Origin of the sequence: Mesorhizobium sp. B2-4-3 (genome assembly GCF_006442815.1) — a bacterium.
In the GTDB taxonomy this organism is placed as follows: Bacteria; Pseudomonadota; Alphaproteobacteria; order Rhizobiales; family Rhizobiaceae; genus Mesorhizobium.
In genome coordinates this window covers 50507-69750 of record NZ_VFVL01000017.1, presented here as the reverse complement: position 1 = coordinate 69750, position 19244 = coordinate 50507, and the positions used below count along the sequence as shown (strand labels likewise).

Below are 19244 nucleotides of genomic sequence, written 5' to 3'. Positions count from 1 at the left end.
TCAGTTCAGGGTAAAGCTGACGCCCGCGCCGACACCCCAGTGCCCGCCGGCCGTCGTGCCCGAGACGTTCGCTCTCGCCCGGCCGTCCTCGCTGGTGTAACCGGCGCCGAACGCAACTGCGCCTTCGCCGCGCCAGTAGCCGCCGCCGGCCGCCACGCTTAGCTTGCCCGGTCGGTCGTCGTAGCGCAGCGAGGCGGCCGCGAGGCCGATCGCGGCAGCCTGGCGCGCCTCGCCCCGAGCCTCGCCCATATCCATGTTGAGCTGGCTGAGCTTGGAGTCGGTGTAGGCATTGGCCTGCTGCAGCGTGGTGGCCGCCACCTGGTTGGTGTAGGTCTTGGAGTTGTCGAGCGTTGTCGCCAGCCCATTGTTGAACTGTAGCACGTTGACTGCATCGGTGTCGGCCACGCCGGCGCCGACATTGTGGATGACGACGGGCGCATTCACGTCGCCGCCGACGAGCGTCAGCGAGTTGGATTTGCTGCCGTCACCGTTCTTGTCGTACTGGACCGCGAACTCGTTGAGGTCGCCGACGCTTCCCTGCATCGCTTCGACGGCCTGGTTGGTCGCGAAGAGCTGGCTGCCGTTGATGGCGTCGGTCGAAGTCTGGCTGATCCGCCCCGCCGCCACATTGGTGACGGTGCGCTCCTTGCCGACATCGCCCACGCTCACCGTGCTCGTCGGAGCGGTTCCGGCAAAGGTGTAGTTGACGCCGTTGATCGTCGTGCCGGCGGTGGCGACCGCAGCGGCGGTCGTCGAACCGGCGCCGAGCGCGACGCTGCCCGGCTCATTGGCCTTGGCGCCGGCGCCGAGCGCCATGGACTGGGCGCCGTTCGCCGTCGAGCCGGTGCCGAAGGCGATGCTGTCGGCCTGGTTGGAGGTCGCGTTCTGGCCGATCGCAATGCCGCCAGGCGCCGTCTGCTGGACGATGGCACCGTTGCCCATGCCGATGCCGTTGTCGCCATTGACGGTCGTGCGCGGACCGATCGCGACCGACTCCGCGCCGGCCGCCAGCGAGTCCGACGCGGTCGAGTTGGCGTGGAAGTACATGGTCCCCGTCACCGCGAAGGAGCTCAGCGCGCCCTTCAACTGACGGAGCGTGACGGCGTCCTGGTCCTGAGTGCCGTCGGCCACGTTGATGATCTGGCGATAGGCGGTGGAGGTGCCCACCGAGACGGCGCCGAGCAGGGTCATGTCCGCGGTGTTGTAGGGAATGAGGCCGGTGCCGGAGAGGATCGATCCCGATGCGGGCGCGACCGCACGGTCCGAAACCGAGCCGGAGCCGAGCGCCACACCGTCGGCGATGGTGACCGCGGTGCCTCGGCCGAGAGCCAGCGAATTGGCGGCGGACGCCGTCGCCTGGTAGCCGAGCGCCGAGGAACCAACCCCTTGCGCGAAGGCGTCGGTGACCGGCAGCGTGCTGTCATTGGTGCGCACGTAGCGGATGCCGTCGCCATTGGCGTCGGTGTAGACCGTCGAGGTGTCGCCGGCAAAATTGTTGATCGTGTTGCCGAGAGTGGTGATGTCGGCGGTGTTGGCGGCGATATCGGCGGTGTTGGCGGCGATGTCGGTGGTGTTCTGCGTCACCTGCTGATTGGTGGCGAAGAGCTGCGAGCCGTTGACCGCGTCGGTCGAGGAGTTGCTCAACCGCCCGGCCGCGACGTTCTGGATCTGGCGCTCCGCGCCGACCGAGCCGACCGAGAACGCGCCCGCCGGGGTTCCGCCGGCAAAGGTGTAGTTCACACCGCCTATCGTCGTGCCGCCGACGACCGTCGTGGTGCCGGATACGGAGTTCAGGCCGATCGCCACATCGCCGGCGTTGTTGGCCACGGCATTGGGGCCGATCGCGACCGAATCCGTCCCCAGAGCCTGGGAATCGGCAAGCGTCGAATTGGCGTGGAAGTACTTGATGCCGCCGCCGGTGTTGATGTCGGTGATCGTATTTCCGATGTTGGCGATATCGGTCGTGTTCTGCGTCACCTGCTGATTTGTCGCGAAGAGCTGAGAGCCATTGATGGCGTCGGTCGAGGCGTTGCTGAGCCGGCCCGCCGCGAGATTGGTGAGGGTCCGCTCCGCGCCCGGAGCGCCGATGCTGACCGTGGATGTCGGAGTCGTTCCAGCGAAGCTGTAGGCCGTGCCGCCGATCGTCGTGCCGCTCGTGCCGACGGCTGCCACGGTCACCGAGCCGGAGCCCAGCGCGACGTCGCCGGATTTCGCCGCCGCGGTCGCGCCGTCGCCCAGGGCGACATTGCCGGCGAGACCGGCGGCACCAGCGGTGGAGCCGTTGCCCAGCGCCACCGAGCCCTGCCCGATCGCCTTGTTGTTGTTGCCGATGGCGACGGCACCCGCGGCCATGTTCCCGGCCGTGGCGGTTGCCGTGCCGTCGCTGTTGGCGATGTTGTTGGCGCCGCCGGTGAAGGCGCCGGTGCCGCTGGCATAGCTCGGATCGCCGATCGAAACCGCGCCGTTGCCGTAGGCGGTGTTGCCGGAGCCGATGGAGACGGCCTTGCCACCGGTGGCAACCGCATTGGTGCCCATGGCGACGGCCTCGGCGGAATCCGCCCTGGCATTGGTTCCAACGGCGATGGCGCTGGCAGCACTTGCATTCGCGGTATCGCCCATCGCCAGGCTCGAGGCTGCCAGAGCCTGCGACCGGTTACCCAGAGCGGTGGCGTTCAGCGCCGCGGCCTGCGTGCCGCGACCCACTGCCGTCGCAAAATCCGCAGTGGCCTGAGATCCCTGGCCGAGGGCGGAAGATGACAGACCGGTCGCATTTGACGCAAAGCCGAGCGCCACAGCGTTGGTAAAGGTCGCCGTGGCCGATACGCCTAGCGCTACCGAACCGCTCGTACCGGTCGCCTGAGCGTTTGAGCCGACGGCGGTGTTATCAGTCCCGGTGGCTTGCGCACTGACGCCCAAGGCCGTCGACCGGATCGCGTTGGCGACAGATCCCCAGCCGGCGGCCGTGGCATAGTTGCCGCTGGCCGAGGAACTGGTGCCGAGGGCAGTGGCATTCCCTCCCGAAGCAACGGAGAAGGTGCCCAAGGCGTTGGCGCCAGCCCCGGTGGCACTGGCCGTGACGCCGAGCGCGACGGAATTGACGCCGCTTGAGATCGTGCCTTGGCCCAGCGCCATCGCGCCGCCGGTGCCCGTGGCTTTCGCGTTCAGGCCGATGGCGATCGCATACTGTGCCGACGAAACAGACGAACGCCCCATCGCAATGGCGTCGACCTGGGACGCTGTCACATCCGTGCCGATGCCGATGGCGCTCTGAGCGGTGACGCCTGTTCCAGGGGCGGTGCGCGAGCCAAGATAGATGGAATTTATCGCGGAGGCGATCGTTCCAAAGCCGATCGCGACGGCATTCTGGCTGCCCGCGCTGGCATTGGTGCCCTCGGCAATGGAATCGGCTCCATTTTGCACGGCTCCGGATCCAAACGCGATACCACGCACGCCGTTTGCCGTGCCGCCGCCGCCGAAAACCTGTGCGAATGCCGGCGTAGCGATGCCTGCCAATACAATCGCACCCAGCGCCGCCGCAAGGATGTTGCCGGCGCCAAGCGCACCAAGCCCCAGACCTTTCCGGCGCATGCCGAGCACACGATGCGCCAGGCGCAGCGCCGCCATCAGGCGGCGACGGAGCGAGCGGCTGTCGCCGGCGCCGGAGACCCAGTTTCCAGCAAATCGGGCCGACCCGCGATGGGTGATACGTCGTTGCCTGAAGTTCATTGCGAGAATGCCTCCTTTGGTGGGTCGCGCTCGATCACGGCAGGTTCCGCCGACCCTGCCACTGATGAGTGTCTGCTCGAAAATGGGACGATCACGTCGGCGCCGCGCGCGAGCAGCGCATGGCCCTGTTTTTCCCCGATCGCCTCGACGCGATCGAGCGTGTTTTCAAGCCAGGCGTCAGCCGCCTCGGGCACAGCCTGGAGCGCCGCCGCAACCCGCTCCGGCGGGATCAGCCGCTCGAGATAGGATCGCACCGCCGCCAGATGAGCGGCAGGAGCGCCATGCGCGTGAACAACGGCCGTGAGGCCGTAGAGATAATGGGCCAGCAGCATGTCCTGCTTGGCCAGGGGCACGCCATTTCCATAGCGCTTCTCAAGCGTCCTGGATGCCGACTCCAGCCAGTAGCCGATCTCCTCGGAAAGGCTTCGGCCGATGGCCGTGTCGTCGCTCATATGCCCCCGCAGCCAAATCAGAATCCGGGAAAGCCGGAACCGCCTCAAGAAGCCATGTTTTTCGACTCAGGTATTCCAATAAATTGCTGTTCTATTTAAAAATACTGCGTGAAATACCAGTAGTTAACGGTGAGTTACTTCAGCAATAACTTTAATTAGCAAACGTTCAGTTTGTCTATTACTAAATTAGTATTGACTTACTCCCCGGATCGAGAGCTGCGTTGCCCTGTCCGCACCTGCTGAGGCGTCACATGGCGGTACTTCCTCATCATGGTGGTGAAGTGGCTTTGGCTCGAAAATCCGCTCAGATCGGCAATGTCCGTGATCGACATGCGGCTCTCGGCAAGCAGCTTTGCGGCAAGGTCGAGGCGGAGAACCAGAACATATTGATGCGGCGTCACGCCGAACGTCCTGGAGAAAGCACGGGCGAAATGGTAGGGCGACAGCCCGCACACAGCCGCCATCTCGGCGAGCGAAAGCTTGCGCGAGAAGTTCTCGCTCAAGAATTGCGCCACTAGGCGAGTGTGGCCGATCGACAGCCCGCCTTTCGCGTTCAGCAGTGGCCGCCTTTCAGCAGGAATTTCCGAATACCAAGCTTGCAGATCGTCATCGCGCCGCAACTTGGACTCCTGATGCTCAGCCCTCCGCAGCTTTGGCCCAACCTGAGCGGGCGTTTTTGGTTCCCTGGCCACAATGATTCGTGATCGCACGTGCTGTCGGCGCTATCGCGTTTGCCCCCCGGCAACAGCCCGTCAAAGGCCATGATTTGGCGCGTCCGGTATTTCATGAAATTGCGGTTCTGCCGGGAAAAGTTCCCTTGCGAAAAGTTTTAGCTGCCGCTCATGCGGCTCACTCGTCGACGGGTAAGATTTGATCGTCGCGAGGTAACGAGGATAGCTTTCCGGAGCGGCGCATTTCCGTGACGGATTCGCCCGACGGCAAGCGGGTCTCGCCCGATATCAAAGGTTGCGGGGCGTGATTCGCATCGCGCTCGGCGCGGTGCCGCCTCTCCGCTTCAGCGCCCTCGCGCCAGGCTTCCCAAAATCCCGCGAACGATCGCGCGGCCGACGGAGGAGCCGACCGAGCGCACCACCGACTTGATCGCGGCTTCGGCCACGGTCTGGCGGTTGGAGGACCGCCGGTTGCCGGTTCCCAAAACATCGTCGAAACCGGGAATGGTCCAGCGCGAGCCGCCGCTGTTCTGCTGCTTTGCCTGCGCCTCGGCGTCCTGCGCCTCCTTGGTCTTCTTCTGCAGGATTTCGAAGGCCGATTCGCGATCGACGGCCTCGTCGTACTGGCCGGCGACCGGGCTCTCGGCGATGATCTTGCGGCGCTCGTCGGGCGTGATCGGTCCGAGCCGCGAGGACGGCGGCCGGATCAACGTGCGCTGGACCATGGCCGGCACGCCCTTGTCCTCCAGCATCGAGACCAGCGCCTCGCCGGTGGCGAGCTGGGTGATGGCGGTGGCGCAATCGAAATCGGGGTTGGGCCGGAAGGTCTCGGCGGCCGTGCGCACCGCCTGCTGCTCGCGCGGCGTATAGGCGCGCAGCGCATGCTGGACGCGATTGCCGAGCTGGGCGAGCACTTTCTCGGGAATATCCAGCGGGTTCTGGGTGACGAAATAGACGCCGACGCCCTTGGAGCGGATCAGCCGCACCACCTGCTCGACGCGGTCGATCAGCACCTTCGGCGCGTCCTCGAACAAAAGATGCGCCTCGTCGAAGAAGAACACCAGCTTCGGCCGGTCGAGATCGCCGACCTCGGGCAGTTCCTCGAACAGTTCCGACATCAGCCACAGCAGGAAGGTGGCGTAGAGCCTTGGGTTCATCATCAGCTTGTCGGCGGCCAGAACGTTGATCGCGCCGCGGCCGTCGCGCGTCGTGCGCATGATGTCGGCGATGCGCAGCGCCGGCTCGCCGAAGAAGTTTGCCGCACCTTGGCTCTCCAGCACGAGCAGCGTGCGCTGGATGGCCCCGACCGAAGGCTTGGTGACATTGCCGTAACGCGCGCTGAGCTGGTCGGCGCGGTCGGCCATGTTGGCGAGCAGCGCCTGCAGGTCCTTGAGATCGAGCAGCAACAGGCCTTCCTCGTCGGCAATGCGGAAGGCGATGTTCATGACGCCTTCCTGCGCTTCCGTGAGGTTCATCAGCCGCGACAAAAGCAGCGGCCCCATCTCGGAAATGGTGGCGCGGATCGGATGGCCCTGCTCGCCGAACAGATCCCAGAAGATGACCGGGAATTCCTGGAACTGGTAAGGATCGAGCTTCACCTGCTCGGCGCGCTTGACCAGGAAATCCTTGGCCTCGCCCATCATGGATATGCCGGAAAGGTCGCCCTTGATGTCGGCGCAGAAGACAGGCACGCCGGCATTGGAAAAGCCCTCGGCCAGGATCTGCAGACTGACGGTCTTGCCGGTGCCCGTGGCCCCGGTCACGAGGCCGTGGCGGTTGCCGTAGCGCAGCAGCAGCTCTTCGGCGCGCTGATAGGAATCGCCGGGCTTGCGGCTGGCGCCAATGAAGATGCTGGTCTCGTCAACCATATCCGGTCTCCGCAATCTGTTCCGCTCAAAGGCCTCATTCGGAGGTATAGTAACGCTCGTCGCATGCGGCAATGCCCGGCATCGATTTTGGGGCGCAGCGAATTTAGCCTTTGGCGCTTGCGGATTGCGCGCATGTTTGGCAATCGATTGGCTGGCCGGGAGAGAACAAGGCCGGATGACGCATTGTGATATCCGGTTCCTGACCTTAGATTGGCTGGACCCGCCTGATGCGGCCGAGAAGCGAGGAGAGCGATGGGCGCCGGCGCCTTGACCAGGGATGTCGACCTTCCGAACCCGGACGCCAAGCGTTGGCAGGCGCTGGCGGAAAAGGCGCTTGCCGGCGGTTCCTTCGAGGAAAAGCTCGTCTCCCGCACCGATGACGGCATCCGCGTCGAGCCGCTCAGACAACGCTCGGCGACCGCCGAGCCATTGCCGCGCACGAATCCGACCGCGCCCTGGATCGTCAGCCAGCGCGTCGACGATCCGGACATTGCCCGGGCCGGCGCGCAAGCCCTGGAAGACATCGCCCAAGGCGCCACCGGCCTGTCGCTGGTCTTCGAGGGCGCGCCGAATGCCTTCGGCTACGGCCTGCCGCGCACCGCGGAAGCGTTGGAACGGGTGCTCGACGGCGTGCCGCTCAACCGCGTGCAGGTGCGCATCGACGCGCATCCCTGGAGCCGCGCCGTGGCCGACTGGCTGCTCGCCTTCCTGACCCGGCGCCGCTCCGATCCGGCCAAGCTCAACCTTTCCTTCGGCATCGACCCGGCGGCGATCTTCGCCGGAACCGGGCGGCTGCGCACCTCGATCGAGGCGCTGCAGGAATCGATGCCGCAGTCGCTGGCGCATTTCTTCTCGATGGGCGTGCCGGGCGTGCTGCTCGAGGCCGACGGCCGCGTCTTCCACAATGCCGGCGCCACCGAGGCGCAGGAGCTCGGCACGATGATGGCCTCCGTCGTGTCCTATCTCAGGATGTTCGAGAAGGCGCGCCAGCCGCTGGTCTATGCGGCGCCGCATATCGGCTTCGCGCTCAGCGTCGACCAGGACCAGTTCCTGTCGATGGCCAAGGTGCGGGCGTTGCGCAAGCTCTGGGCGCGGGTCCAGGAAGCCTGCTCGATCCCGGCCTCGACCGCCAGCATCCACGCCGAGACCTCGTATCGCATGATGACGATGGCCGACCCGGAGACCAATATCCTGCGCACGGCGATCGCGGCTTTCGCGGCGGCAACCGGCGGCGCCGATTCCATCTCGATCCTGCCGCACACGATCGCGCATGGCTTGCCGGCCGGCTTTGCCCGCCGCGTCGCCCGCAACGCCCAACTGATCATGGCCGAGGAGAGCCATATCGGCTATGTCGCCGACCCCGCCAGCGGTTCGGGCGCGGTCGAAGCGCTGACCGACGATCTCTGCACTGCTGCCTGGGAAGAATTCCAGCGCATCGAGGCCGAGGGCGGCGTGCTCGCCAGCCTGCAGCAGGGCTATATCCAGAACCGCGTGCAGACGGCCGCCGCCAAGCGCAACGGCGCCTACCGGTCGGGCGAACGCGGCATTGTCGGCACGACGCTTTACCGCGCGCAGGCGGAGCGGCCGATCGAGACGCTGCCGGGGGAGCGGCGTCCGGCGCTGACGGAGGGTGTCGCGACCTGCGAGCCGCTGTTTCCGGTGCGCATCGATCAGTCGATCGGAGCCGGATCATGATCCCGGATTTCAGCCGGATCGGCTGGTCGGCGCCGCGTCGCGCGCCGGTCGAGCTCAAAGGCCAGCGGATGACGCCGGAAGGCATCGCCGTGAAGCATCTTTACGGCCAAGGCGACCTCAAGGGGCTCGCCAATCTAGACACGTATCCGGGCCTGCCGCCCTTCGTGCGCGGCCCCTACCCCACAATGTATGTCCAGCAGCCCTGGACGATCCGGCAGTATGCCGGGTTCTCGACGGCGGAGGAATCCAACGCCTTCTACCGGCGCAACCTCGCCGCCGGTCAGAAAGGCCTGTCGGTGGCCTTCGATCTCGCCACGCATCGTGGTTATGACAGCGATCATCCGCGCGTCGCCGGCGATGTCGGCATGGCGGGCGTGGCGATCGATTCCATCCTCGACATGCGCCAGCTCTTCGACGGCATTCCGCTCAACGAAATGACGGTGTCGATGACCATGAACGGCGCGGTGCTGCCGATCATGGCGCTGTATATCGTGGCGGCGGAGGAACAGGGCGTCGCGCAGAAGGATCTCACTGGCACCATTCAGAACGACATTCTGAAGGAGTTCATGGTCCGCAACACCTACATCTATCCGCCGAAACCTTCGATGCGGATCGTGTCGGACATTTTTGCCTACACCTCCAGGCATATGCCGAAATTCAACTCGATCTCGATCTCCGGCTATCACATGCAGGAGGCCGGCGCGACGGCCGACCTCGAGCTTGCCTATACGATCGCCGACGGCATCGAGTACGCGCGCGCCGGCGTTGCGGGCGGTCTCGACATCGACCGTTTCGCGCCGCGCCTCTCCTTCTTCTGGGCGATCGGCATGAACTTCTTCATGGAGGTCGCCAAGCTCAGGGCCGCGCGGCTGCTGTGGTCGAGCCTGATGAAGAAGAATTTTGCGCCGAAGGACGAGCGCTCGCTGTCGCTGCGCACTCATTGCCAGACCTCGGGCTGGTCGCTGACGGCGCAGGACCCCTACAACAACATCACCCGCACCATGATCGAGGCGATGGCGGCGACGCAGGGACATACCCAGTCGCTGCACACCAATTCCTTCGACGAGGCGATGGCGCTGCCGACCGACCATTCGGCGCGGATCGCCCGCAACACGCAGCTCATCCTGCAGAAGGAATCCGGCACCACGCGCATGATCGATCCGTGGGGCGGCTCGGCCTATGTCGAGCGGCTGACGCATGATCTGGCGGCGCGCGCGCTGGCCCATATCGAGGAGGTCGAAAGCCTCGGCGGCATGGCGGCGGCGATCGAGCAAGGCATTCCCAAGCTGCGCATCGAGGAAGCGGCCGCCCGCACCCAGGCGCGCATCGATTCCGGCGAGCAAATTCTGGTCGGCGTCAACGCGCACCGGCCTGAAGCAGATATCCAAGTCGATGTGCTGAAGATCGACAATGCCGAGGTGAAGGCCAGGCAATTGGCGAAGCTGCAGCGGCTCAAAGGCACGCGCGACGTCGCGGCGCTGGAAGACGCGCTGGCAGCGCTGACCCGTGCGGCCGAGGGCGGCGAGAACCTGCTCGAGTTCGCGATCCGCGCCGCGCGCGCCAACGCCACCGTGGGTGAGATTTCGCTGGCGCTGGAAAAGGTTTTCGGCCGCCACACGGCGGCGGTGCAGACGATCTCCGGCGTCTATCGCGACGCGCTCGGCGACAACCCGGCACTCGGCCCGCTGCAGGAGAAGATCGAGGCGTTCGAGAAGAAATCCGGCGGCAAGCCGCGCATCCTGGTCGCCAAGATGGGCCAGGACGGCCACGACCGGGGCCAAAAGGTGATCGCCAGCGCGTTCGCCGATCTGGGCTTCGACGTGACCGTCGGGCCGATGTTCCAGACGCCGGACGAGATCGCCAAGCTGGCGGTGCAGCACGATGTCGACATCATCGGCGCCTCCTCTTTAGCCGCCGGGCACCTGACGCTGATCCCCGAGCTCAAGGAAGCGCTGAAGAAGCGCGGCCATGCCGACATGCTGATCGTCGCCGGCGGCGTCATCCCGCCGCAGGATTATGACGCGGTGCTGGCGGCAGGCGCGGCGGAAATCTTCCCGCCGGGGACGGTGATACCGGAAGCGGCGAACCGGCTGATGGATCGGTTGCTGGCCGATCAGTGAGGGCTTGCTGATTTGGCAGAAAGGTTGTTCTATGGAAATAGATACAACCATGGCGCGATCGTGTTCAAGACAACCATCCACGGGCTTGAGGACGGATCGGGGGCCCTGCTGCTGCCACGCGAAATGCTTGACAGCTTGGATCTTCAAGTCGGCGATGAGCTCCAGATCATCGAAACCGAGGACGGCCTCATTCTAAGGCCAATCCGCCACGACAACCGCAAACGGCAAATGAACGCCGCTCGCGATGTCATGGACAAATACGAAGCTGGGTTACAGCAGCTGGCAAGTAGGCTCGGCTGCTAGCTCTCGGCCTTGTCCGAGAGCTTGACGATTTCCCATTCCTTGCCGTTGACGGCGACGATCTCGCCGACCTTCTTGCCGAAGAGGGCCACCGCCATCGGCGAGACATGGGAAATGCTGCCCTTCGAAGGATCGGCCTCGTCCTCGCCGACGATGCGCCAATGCACCTTCTTGCCATCGTCGCCTTCCAGCGTGACGCCCATGCCGAAGCGCACCACGTCGCTGCCCGGCTCCGGCACCGAAAGCTCCGCGCTTTCGCGCCGCGCGGTCCAGTAGCGCAGGTCGCGCGACACGACAGCGAGGCGCTCGCGGTCGCCTTTCCTTTCGGCCTTCGCCATCAGGTCGCGCAGATCGGCGAGGTTGTCCTCGATCATCGCCAGGCCGCGCTCCGTCACAAGATTGCGGTGCGTGCTGACCGGGCGTTCGCCGACGCCGGCAATGGCGTTTTCGCTGTCTTCTTCGCGCGTGAAAGCTCTGCTCATGCGGTGAACTTAGGCTTGGCGAGGCGACTGCACAAGCGGTTTGCCGATGAGCCCGGCTTGGCACGATTCCTGCGACAGACAGGGCGAAACGCCAGGACCTGTGCCGATGTTGAACAGACGAACGCTGCTTGCCCGGACCGCCGGCTTCGCCGCCGCCGGCCTCTTCGCCGGCAAGGCATTGGCGAAATCGCTGCCCGGCATCGAAATGGCCGCTATGCGCGGCTCGATCAACGCCACGGAGATCGGCGTGCAGCCGGGCGCGGTCGACGACCAGAGCAAGGTCTTCGCCAAGATGCTGGCCGAGGCCAGCGATCGCGACCAGCCGGTGTTCCTGCCGCCCGGCACCTATCTCGTCTCGAACCTCAAGCTGCCCGCGCGCGTGCGCCTGTCGGGCGTGCCCGGCGCGACGCGCATCGTCTATGGCGGCAACGGCCACCTGATGATGGCCGAACAGGCCGAGCATATCGAGCTCAGCGGCCTGGTGCTCGACGGCGCCAATCGCTGGCTGGCCGACTACACGCAGGGGCTGCTCGATTTGCGCCGAGTCGGCCATCTCGTCATCGACAATTGCCAGGTGACCGGCAGCGGCAAGAACGGGCTGGCGCTCGAGCATGCCGTCGGCCGTGTCGGCCGCTGCGATATTTCTGGCGCCGCAGACGCCGGCATCTATTCGGTCGAGGCCGGGGGTCTGGAGATTTCGGGCAATAGCGTTTCGGACTGCGCCAATGGCGGTATCCTGGTGCATCGCTGGCAGGCGGCGGAGGACGGCACCATCGTCAGCGGTAATCGCGTCCAGCGCATCGGCGCGCGCAGCGGTGGCACCGGCCAGAACGGCAACGGCATCAATGCTTTCCGCGCCGGCAATGTGATCATCTCGGGCAACGTCGTCTCCGACTGCGCCTTCACCGCGGTGCGCGCCAACAGCTCGAGCAATCTGCAGATCATCGGCAACACGTGCTCGCGCTCGGGCGAGACCGGGATCTATTCGGAATTCTCCTTCGAAGGCGCGATCCTCAGCAACAATCTGGTCGACGGCGCCGCCAACGGCATCTCGATCGTCAATTTCAACGAAGGCGGCCGCATGGCGGTCTGCTCGAACAACATCGTGCGCAACCTCTCCACCACCGGACCCTACACCGCCGACCCGCCCGGTTTTGGCGTTGGCATCAGCGCCGAGGCCGACACGACGGTTTCCGGCAATGTCGTCGAGAACGCACCGCTGTACGGCATGCAGCTCGGCTGGGGTCCTTATCTGCGCAATGTCGTGGCAACCGGAAACATCATCCGCAAGTCCGGCACCGGCATCGTCGTCTCGGTCGTCGAAGGTTCCGGCAGCACCGTCATCTCGGACAATGTAATCGACGGCGCGAAAAACGGCGCCATCATAGGCCAGCGCTGGGCCGATCCGGTGACCGGGGACCTCACCCAGTCAACCGATACCGGCTACGCGCATCTCACCGTCGAGCGCAACAAGGTGAGCTAGATCGAGGCCACGATGATGTGCGCCTGGATCTTGGCGGCGACCTCGCCGCGGCCGTGTCTGTCGGCGATCGCGGCTTCGGCGTAGTCGGTCGCGGACGCCAATCGTCCTGCCTCCCTGGCCTCGATCTCGTTGCGAAGCAGGGTTCCCTGACAATAGGCAACGGCGGGGACACGTGGCGAGGATGCGCGGCTCTGCCCAGCTATGGTATCGATCGCCACGTCGGAGAAACCCGCGGCAGCCAGATCGCTACGGATCAGCGCCTTGTCGTGGTAGCCGTGCGGCGTGCGCGCCAGGAAGCGCGGCGGATCGTGCGGAAAGATCCTGGCGAGAGCATTCGTCACGTCGTCGGCGAATACATTCTCCTCAATGCGATCCCAGACGCTGAACAGGAAATGTCCGCCGGGCTTCAGGGCCCGCTTTGCCTCGCGATAGGCAGCGGAACGGTCGGGAAAGAACATGGCGCCGAACTGACAGCAGACGAGGTCGAAGGCCGCATCGTCGAACGGCAGCTTCAGGGCATCCGCCTGCCGCCATGCGATGCGGCTGTCGGGCCCCTGGCGCAAAGCCGCGTAGTCGAGCATCGGCTGGTTGAGGTCGGTCACGGTATAGCTCGCGCCGGGAGAGAGTTCTGGCGCTAACGCGCGAGTGACGGCCCCGGTGCCCGCGGCGGTTTCCAAAACGGCCAAGGGTGAGAAGGACGCCGCCCGCCGCGCGGTCTCCGCGGCATAGGCCTCGAAAATCAGCGGCACCATATGACGATCGTAATTTTCCGGGATCGACCCGGCAAACACCTTATCCGCTTCCAGCATAGCCAGCACCCAGCGCCCGTTCGATTGTGTGGAGACTAGCACATAATTCTTGTCTGGAGTCTCACTCGCGCGGCAGATGCGCGTCAGTGAACCGGCATGCTATTTGAGCGCCGCCGTCGGCCGCAGCGAGCCGACCTTAGCACCTATGCGGCTTTCGATTGCGGGATGGGCGAGTTCGGCGAGCCGTGTCGCAGGCGCTTCATCGCCGCGCAGCAGCTTTGCCAGCACGGCGGCGATCATCACCTCCGCCGCCCTGCCGGCGCCGTCATCGCATTTCAAGGCGATGCCGAGGCCAAGTTCAGGCAAAGCCGCGCAATAGACGCCTTCGGCGCCGGTCTTGACGAAGATGCGGCCCGGTGCTGCCTGCATCAGCGCGACATCTGCCTTGCCGGTGCCCGCGACCAGGAACGGCTCGGCCATGCAAGCCGAGAGCAGCCGCTTCGCCGCCTTGGCGCGTTCGGGCGAAAAGCCCCTGCCCGTCGCCATGCGGGCAAAGCCCTGGGCAAAATTCTTCAACGGCACGGCATAGGTCGGGATCGAGCAGCCGTCGGTGCCGCAATGGTCGACGTCATGCGCCGCGCCCGTCACGGATTGCATGGCGTCGCGGACCATCTCCTGCAAAGCGTGGCCGGCCCTGACATAGCCACCGTGGGAAATGCCGGAATGCACGCAGGTGCAAAGGAAGCCGGAATGCTTGCCGGAGCAGTTGTTGTGCAAGGCGTCCGGCACGTTGCCGGCGCGGGCGAGCGCGATGGTGGCGTCGTGGCTCGAGGGCCAGTGCGCGCCGCATTCGAGCGCCGTCTTGTCGAGGCCGGCTTTCGCCAGCATCGCTTGCGCCAGCTCGACATGCGCGGGTTCACCGGAATGCGAGGCGCAGGCCAGCGCCAGCTCGCGGTTGCCGAAGCCGTAGGCGTCGGCGGCACCCGATTCGACCAGCGGCAATGCCTGGATTGCTTTCACCGCCGAGCGCGGGAACACGGGGCGTTCCGTATCGCCGATCTCCCAGACGGGCTTGCCGTCGGCGTCGAAGATCGAAACCGCGCCGCGGTGCGCGCTTTCGACCACCGCGCCGCGCGTGACCTCGACCAGAACCGGATTTGTCATGTCGCCTCCCGCACGCGCACCCAAGGGGCGCGCCGCTTCAATGCGGGCCGCTTCTACCTGATCCGGTCGAGGATGGAAACGTAGTTGGCGACCGCCGCGCCGCCCATGTTGAAGATGCCGCCGAGCTTGGCGCCCGGCACCTGGATGCCACCAGCCTCGCCCATCAGCTGCATCGCGGTCAGCACATGCATCGAGACGCCTGTGGCGCCGATGGGGTGGCCCTTGGCTTTCAGGCCGCCGGAGGGATTGACCGGCAGGCGGCCGTCCTTGGCCGTCGTGCCGTCCAGAGCCAGTCTGGCGCCCTCGCCTGGCTTTGCCAGGCCCATCGCCTCATATTCGATCAATTCGGCGATGGTGAAGCAGTCATGCGTCTCGACGAAGGAAAGGTCGTCGAGCGTGACCCCGGCCTTCTTCAGCGCCTGCTCCCAGGCACGCTCGCAGCCCTCGAACGAGAGAATGTCGCGCTTGGACATCGGCAGGAAGTCCTGGACATGCTCGTTGGCGCGGAAGGTCACGGCACGGCGCATCTTCAGTGCCGTCGCGGTGTCGGTGAGCACCAGTGCGGCCGCGCCGTCCGAAACCAGCGAGCAATCGGTGCGCTTCAGCGGACCGGCGACGAAGGGGTTCTTCTCGCTTTCCTGGCGGCAGAACTCATAGCCGAAATCCTTGCGCATCTGGGCGTAAGGGTTTTCGACGCCGTTTTTGTGGTTCTTGGCGGCGATCATGGCCAGCGCGTCGGACTGGTCGCCGTAGCGCTGGAAATAGGCCTGCGCGATCTTGCCGAAGACGCCGGCAAAGCCGGCTGGCGTGTCGCCATCTTCCGGCAGGTAGGATGCCTTGAGCAGGTTCTTGCCGATCTCGGGACCGGGCGTGGTCGTCATCTGCTCGGCGCCGACCACCAGCACGACACGGGCGGCGTTGGCGTCGATGGCGCGGATGCCTTGCCGGACGGCGGCCGAACCGGTCGCGCAGGCGTTCTCGACGCGCGTCGCCGGCTTGAAGCGCAGCCGGTCATCGGCCTGCAGCACGAGGCTCGCGGTAAAATCCTGCGGCGAGAAGCCGGCGTTGAAATGGCCAAGCACGATCTCGTCGACATCGTCCGGGCCGATGCCGGCGTGGTCGAGCGCCTCGACGGCGACTTTGGTGATCAGGCCTTCCAGCGTCTCGCCTTCGAGCTTGCCGAAGCGCGAATGCGCCCAGCCGACGATGCATGCGGTCATGGCAACCTCCATTTGCGCCGCAACCTAGCACGATCGCGCGCGGCACGTGATTCAATATTGTTCAACAATGAACCGTTTTCCAGCCCCATGCCATGGTCCAGAACGACACGATCGGTTGATCCCAGCGCCAGTTTTTTATTGATTGACGCGTCAATAAAAAATAATCTTGGCTCGAACCGGATCCCCAAGATGCCGAAAATCGGAATGGAGCCCATGCGCCGCAAGGCGCTGATCGACGCGACGATCTCGGCGATCGGCGAGCGCGGGTCGCTGGACGTGACGATGTCTGAGATCGCCGGCCGCGCCGGCGTGTCGTCGGCGCTGGCGCATCATTATTTCGGCGCCAAGGACGAGTTGCTGTTCGCGACGATGCGGCACATCCTCGCCGAGCTCAACACCGACACAAGGCGCGCGTTCGGCCTTGCCGTGACGCCGCGCCAGCGCGTCTCGGCCGTCGTCGCCGTCAGCTTTTCCGACGACCAGTTCCAGCCTCAGATCATCGCCGCCTGGCTCGCCTTCTATGTCGAGGCGCAGAAGTCCTCCGACCTGCGGCGGCTGCTGCGCATCTATGCACGACGACTGCATTCGAACCTGATGAGCGGGCTGACCGGCATCCTGCCTTGGGCCGAGGCCGACCGCGTGGCGGAAGCGACCGCGGCGCTGATCGACGGGCTCTACATCCGCCGCGCGCTGAAGGACGGCGTGCCCGACGCGCAGACCGCGATCGCGCTCGTGGAAGACTATCTCGAAACCAAGCTCAACGGACGGAGCCTGCCTTGACCACCCGGCGACCCAATTTCCTGATCGTCATGGTCGATCAGCTCAACGGCACGTTATTTCCCGACGGGCCGGCCGAGTTCCTGCATGCACCGCATCTGAAGGCGCTCGCCGCGCGCTCGGCGCGCTTCGCCAACAACTACACCGCATCGCCACTCTGCGCCCCCGGCCGCGCCTCGTTCATGAGCGGGCAACTGCCATCGCGCACCCAGGTCTATGACAACGCCGCGGAGTTCGCCTCCTCGATCCCGACCTACGCGCATCATCTGCGCAGCGCCGGCTATCACACGGTGCTCTCCGGCAAGATGCATTTCGTCGGACCGGACCAGTTGCACGGGTTCGAGGAGCGGCTCACCACCGACATCTACCCGGCCGATTTCGGCTGGACGCCAGACTACCGCAAGCCCGGCGAGCGCATCGACTGGTGGTACCACAATCTGGGTTCGGTAACCGGCACCGGCACCGCCGAGATCACCAACCAGATGGAATATGACGACGAAGTCGCGTTCCACGCGACGCAAAAGCTCTATGAGTTCGCCCGTGTTTCCGACGACGCCGGACGTCGCCCCTGGTGCCTGACCATTTCCTTCACCCATCCGCACGATCCCTATGTCGCGCGGCGCAAATACTGGGACCTTTACGAGGATTGCCCGGCGCTGGAGCCGGAGGTGGGTTTCATCCCCTATGAGAGCCAGGATCCGCATTCGAAGCGGCTCTACAAGGCATCGGATTACGACAGCTTCGATATCACGCCGGAGCAGGTGCGCCGCTCGCGGCGCGGCTATTTCGCCAACATCTCCTATCTCGACGACAAGGTCGGCGAATTGCTGTCGGTGCTGGAGCGCACCCGTATGGCCGACGACACGATCGTGATGTTCTGCTCCGACCATGGCGACATGCTGGGCGAGCGCGGCTTGTGGTTCAAGATGTGCTTCTATGAAGGCGCGGCGCGGGTGCCCTTGATGATGGCCGGCAAGGGCATCAAGGCCGGGCTGATCGAGGCGCCTGTCTCCAATCTCGACGTGACGCCGACGCTCTGCGACCTCGCCGGCATCGATATGAGCGGGATCGCGCCTTGGACGGACGGCCAGTCGCTGCTGCCGCTTGCCGGCGGAGAGCAGCGCTCGGCGCCGGTGCTGATGGAATATGCGGCCGAAGGCTCCTACGCACCCATGGTGGCGATCCGCGAGGGCAAATACAAATTCGTCCATTGCGAGCTCGATCCGCCGCAACTCTTCGACCTCGATGCCGATCCGCGCGAGCTCGACAATCTCGCAGCAGACCCGGCTCAAGCCGATCTGGTCTCGACCTTCATGGAAAAGGTCCGTGGCCGCTGGGATATGGCAAGCTTCGACGCCGCCGTGCGCGAAAGCCAGGCGCGCCGCTGGGTCGTCTACCCGGCGCTGCGCAACGGCGCTTACTACCCGTGGGAGTTCCAGCCGCTGCAGAAGGCGTCGGAACGCTACATGCGCAATCACATGAACCTCGACAATCTCGAAGAGAGCAAACGGTATCCGAGAGGCGAATGATGGCAGACATTCTCGTCCCTACCCTCGATCATCTGAAGCAGGCCTATGCCGTCACCTCGACGGCCACGCAAGTGACGCCGCTCTTGGAGTCCGCGGCTTTGGCCAAGGAGACCGGCGCGGCGCGCGTCTTCGTCAAGCCGGAGTCGCTGCAATGGGCCGGCTCCTTCAAGGTGCGCGGCGCCTATTGGCGCTTGAGGCGATTGTCGCCCGATGAGGCGAAGAAGGGCGTGGTGGCGTATTCCTCCGGCAATTTCGCGCAGGGGCTGGCGGCCGCCGGCCAGGCGCTGGGCATTCCGGTCACGATCGTCATGCCGATCGACGCGCCGGCCGCCAAGCGTGACGCGACGGCCGGTTATGGCGCGCGCGTGGTGCTGACCGATCATGGCGACCGCGCCCGCGAGGAGGTCGCGGCCGCCAAGGCGCGCGAGATCGCCGAGACCGAGCGCCTCACCTTGCTCCATCCATTCGACGATCCGGAGATCGTCGCGGGCCAGGCCGGCGCCGGGCTGGAGGCGCTGGAACAGCTGGCAATGGAGAAGGCCCATGCCGACCTGGTGTTCTGCTCGGTCGGTGGTGGCGGGCTGATCGGCGGCGTCTCGCTTGCCTTCCACTATGTGTCGCCCAAGACCGAAATCATCGCGGTCGAGCCGGAGGGTTTCAACGGCATGGGCTCTTCGCTTGCGCATGGCGCGATCGAGACCATGCCGATCGGGCCGAAATCGATCTGCGACGGGCTGATGGCCCGAAAACCCGGCGACGCGCCCTTCGCGGCGGTGAGTGCTGCCGGCGTGCGCGGCGTGACCGTCGACGACGCCTCGGTGCGGCGGGCGATGAAGATCGCCTTCGAGCGGATGAAGCTGGTGCTGGAGCCGTCAGGCGCGGCGTCGCTCGCGGCACTGCTCGGCGGCAAGGTGGATGTGGCGGGAAAAACCGTCCTTGTGGTTGCAACCGGCGGCAATGTCTCGCTCGCCGATTTCATCTCGCATATGAACGATGGGCGCATATGAA

15 protein-coding genes are annotated in these 19244 nt (G+C 65.3%); 7 read left to right on the top strand and 8 right to left on the bottom strand.

Annotation, left to right across the window (positions count from 1 at the left end):
* The 4 genes from FJ956_RS17335 to FJ956_RS17320 form a co-directional block, all read right to left on the bottom strand.
* Entirely contained in the window at nt 1-3726 is a 3726-nt protein-coding gene (locus FJ956_RS17335) for a YadA-like family protein (RefSeq protein ID WP_140676858.1), read from the bottom strand.
* The gene (locus tag FJ956_RS17330; protein ID WP_140676855.1) at nt 3723-4178 is read right to left on the bottom strand and encodes a hypothetical protein; all 456 of its coding nucleotides are present in this window, start codon (nt 4176-4178) and stop codon (nt 3723-3725) included. The genes FJ956_RS17335 and FJ956_RS17330 overlap by 4 nt, the downstream gene beginning before the upstream one ends.
* A gap of 197 nt (nt 4179-4375) precedes the next feature.
* Nucleotides 4376-4798 carry an AraC family transcriptional regulator gene (locus FJ956_RS17325; RefSeq protein ID WP_246672058.1) on the bottom strand — a complete coding sequence of 141 codons (423 nt, stop codon included), beginning with the start codon at nt 4796-4798 and terminating at the stop codon, nt 4376-4378.
* Nucleotides 4799-5193: 395 nt separating this feature from the next.
* A complete protein-coding gene (locus tag FJ956_RS17320) occupies nt 5194-6717 on the bottom strand; it encodes a helicase HerA-like C-terminal domain-containing protein (RefSeq protein ID WP_140676849.1) in 1524 nt (507 codons plus the stop codon).
* Between the two features lie 252 nt (nt 6718-6969).
* Here FJ956_RS17320 and FJ956_RS17315 point away from each other — a divergent pair, with 252 nt between their 5' ends.
* The 3 genes from FJ956_RS17315 to FJ956_RS17305 are packed head-to-tail and all read left to right on the top strand — an operon-like array spanning nt 6970 to nt 10835.
* A complete protein-coding gene (locus FJ956_RS17315; protein ID WP_140676846.1) occupies nt 6970-8412 on the top strand; it encodes a methylmalonyl-CoA mutase subunit beta in 1443 nt (480 codons plus the stop codon).
* Nucleotides 8409-10532, top strand: coding sequence for a methylmalonyl-CoA mutase (scpA, locus tag FJ956_RS17310; RefSeq protein WP_140676843.1), 2124 nt, complete (start codon nt 8409-8411; stop codon nt 10530-10532). The genes FJ956_RS17315 and scpA overlap by 4 nt, the downstream gene beginning before the upstream one ends.
* Before the next feature lie 60 nt (nt 10533-10592).
* On the top strand, nt 10593-10835 hold the full coding sequence (locus FJ956_RS17305) for an AbrB/MazE/SpoVT family DNA-binding domain-containing protein (RefSeq protein ID WP_246672057.1): 243 nt from the start codon (nt 10593-10595) through the stop codon (nt 10833-10835).
* Here the strand turns inward: FJ956_RS17305 and greA are convergent.
* Nucleotides 10832-11314, bottom strand: a complete 483-nt coding sequence (gene greA / locus FJ956_RS17300; RefSeq protein WP_140676840.1) for a transcription elongation factor GreA — start codon at nt 11312-11314, stop codon at nt 10832-10834. The genes FJ956_RS17305 and greA overlap by 4 nt on opposite strands.
* A 106-nt stretch (nt 11315-11420) precedes the next feature.
* On the opposite strand from greA, the gene FJ956_RS17295 reads away from it, so the two are divergent.
* Entirely contained in the window at nt 11421-12797 is a 1377-nt protein-coding gene (locus FJ956_RS17295; protein WP_140676837.1) for a TIGR03808 family TAT-translocated repetitive protein, read from the top strand.
* Here the strand turns inward: FJ956_RS17295 and FJ956_RS17290 are convergent.
* The 3 genes from FJ956_RS17290 to FJ956_RS17280 all read right to left on the bottom strand — a co-directional run bounded on the left by FJ956_RS17290 (nt 12794) and on the right by FJ956_RS17280 (nt 15930).
* Nucleotides 12794-13606, bottom strand: coding sequence for a class I SAM-dependent methyltransferase (locus FJ956_RS17290; RefSeq protein ID WP_140676833.1), 813 nt, complete (start codon nt 13604-13606; stop codon nt 12794-12796). The two genes, FJ956_RS17295 and FJ956_RS17290, sit on opposite strands and share 4 nt — an antisense overlap.
* A 99-nt stretch (nt 13607-13705) precedes the next feature.
* A complete protein-coding gene (locus tag FJ956_RS17285) occupies nt 13706-14710 on the bottom strand; it encodes an asparaginase (protein WP_140676830.1) in 1005 nt (334 codons plus the stop codon).
* 53 nt (nt 14711-14763) lie between these two features.
* Nucleotides 14764-15930, bottom strand: coding sequence for an acetyl-CoA acetyltransferase (locus FJ956_RS17280; RefSeq protein WP_140676827.1), 1167 nt, complete (start codon nt 15928-15930; stop codon nt 14764-14766).
* A 189-nt stretch (nt 15931-16119) separates the two neighbouring features.
* Here FJ956_RS17280 and betI point away from each other — a divergent pair, with 189 nt between their 5' ends.
* The 3 genes from betI to FJ956_RS17265 are packed head-to-tail and all read left to right on the top strand — an operon-like array spanning nt 16120 to nt 19243.
* Nucleotides 16120-16710 (top strand): transcriptional regulator BetI, encoded by a 591-nt coding sequence (gene betI / locus FJ956_RS17275; RefSeq protein WP_140676824.1) that lies wholly within the window; start codon nt 16120-16122, stop codon nt 16708-16710.
* Nucleotides 16707-18236, top strand: a complete 1530-nt coding sequence (gene betC, locus FJ956_RS17270; protein WP_140676820.1) for a choline-sulfatase — start codon at nt 16707-16709, stop codon at nt 18234-18236. The genes betI and betC overlap by 4 nt, the downstream gene beginning before the upstream one ends.
* Nucleotides 18233-19243, top strand: coding sequence for a threonine/serine dehydratase (locus FJ956_RS17265; protein WP_181170186.1), 1011 nt, complete (start codon nt 18233-18235; stop codon nt 19241-19243). The genes betC and FJ956_RS17265 overlap by 4 nt, the downstream gene beginning before the upstream one ends.
* The last annotated feature ends 1 nt before the right edge of the window (nt 19244 follow it).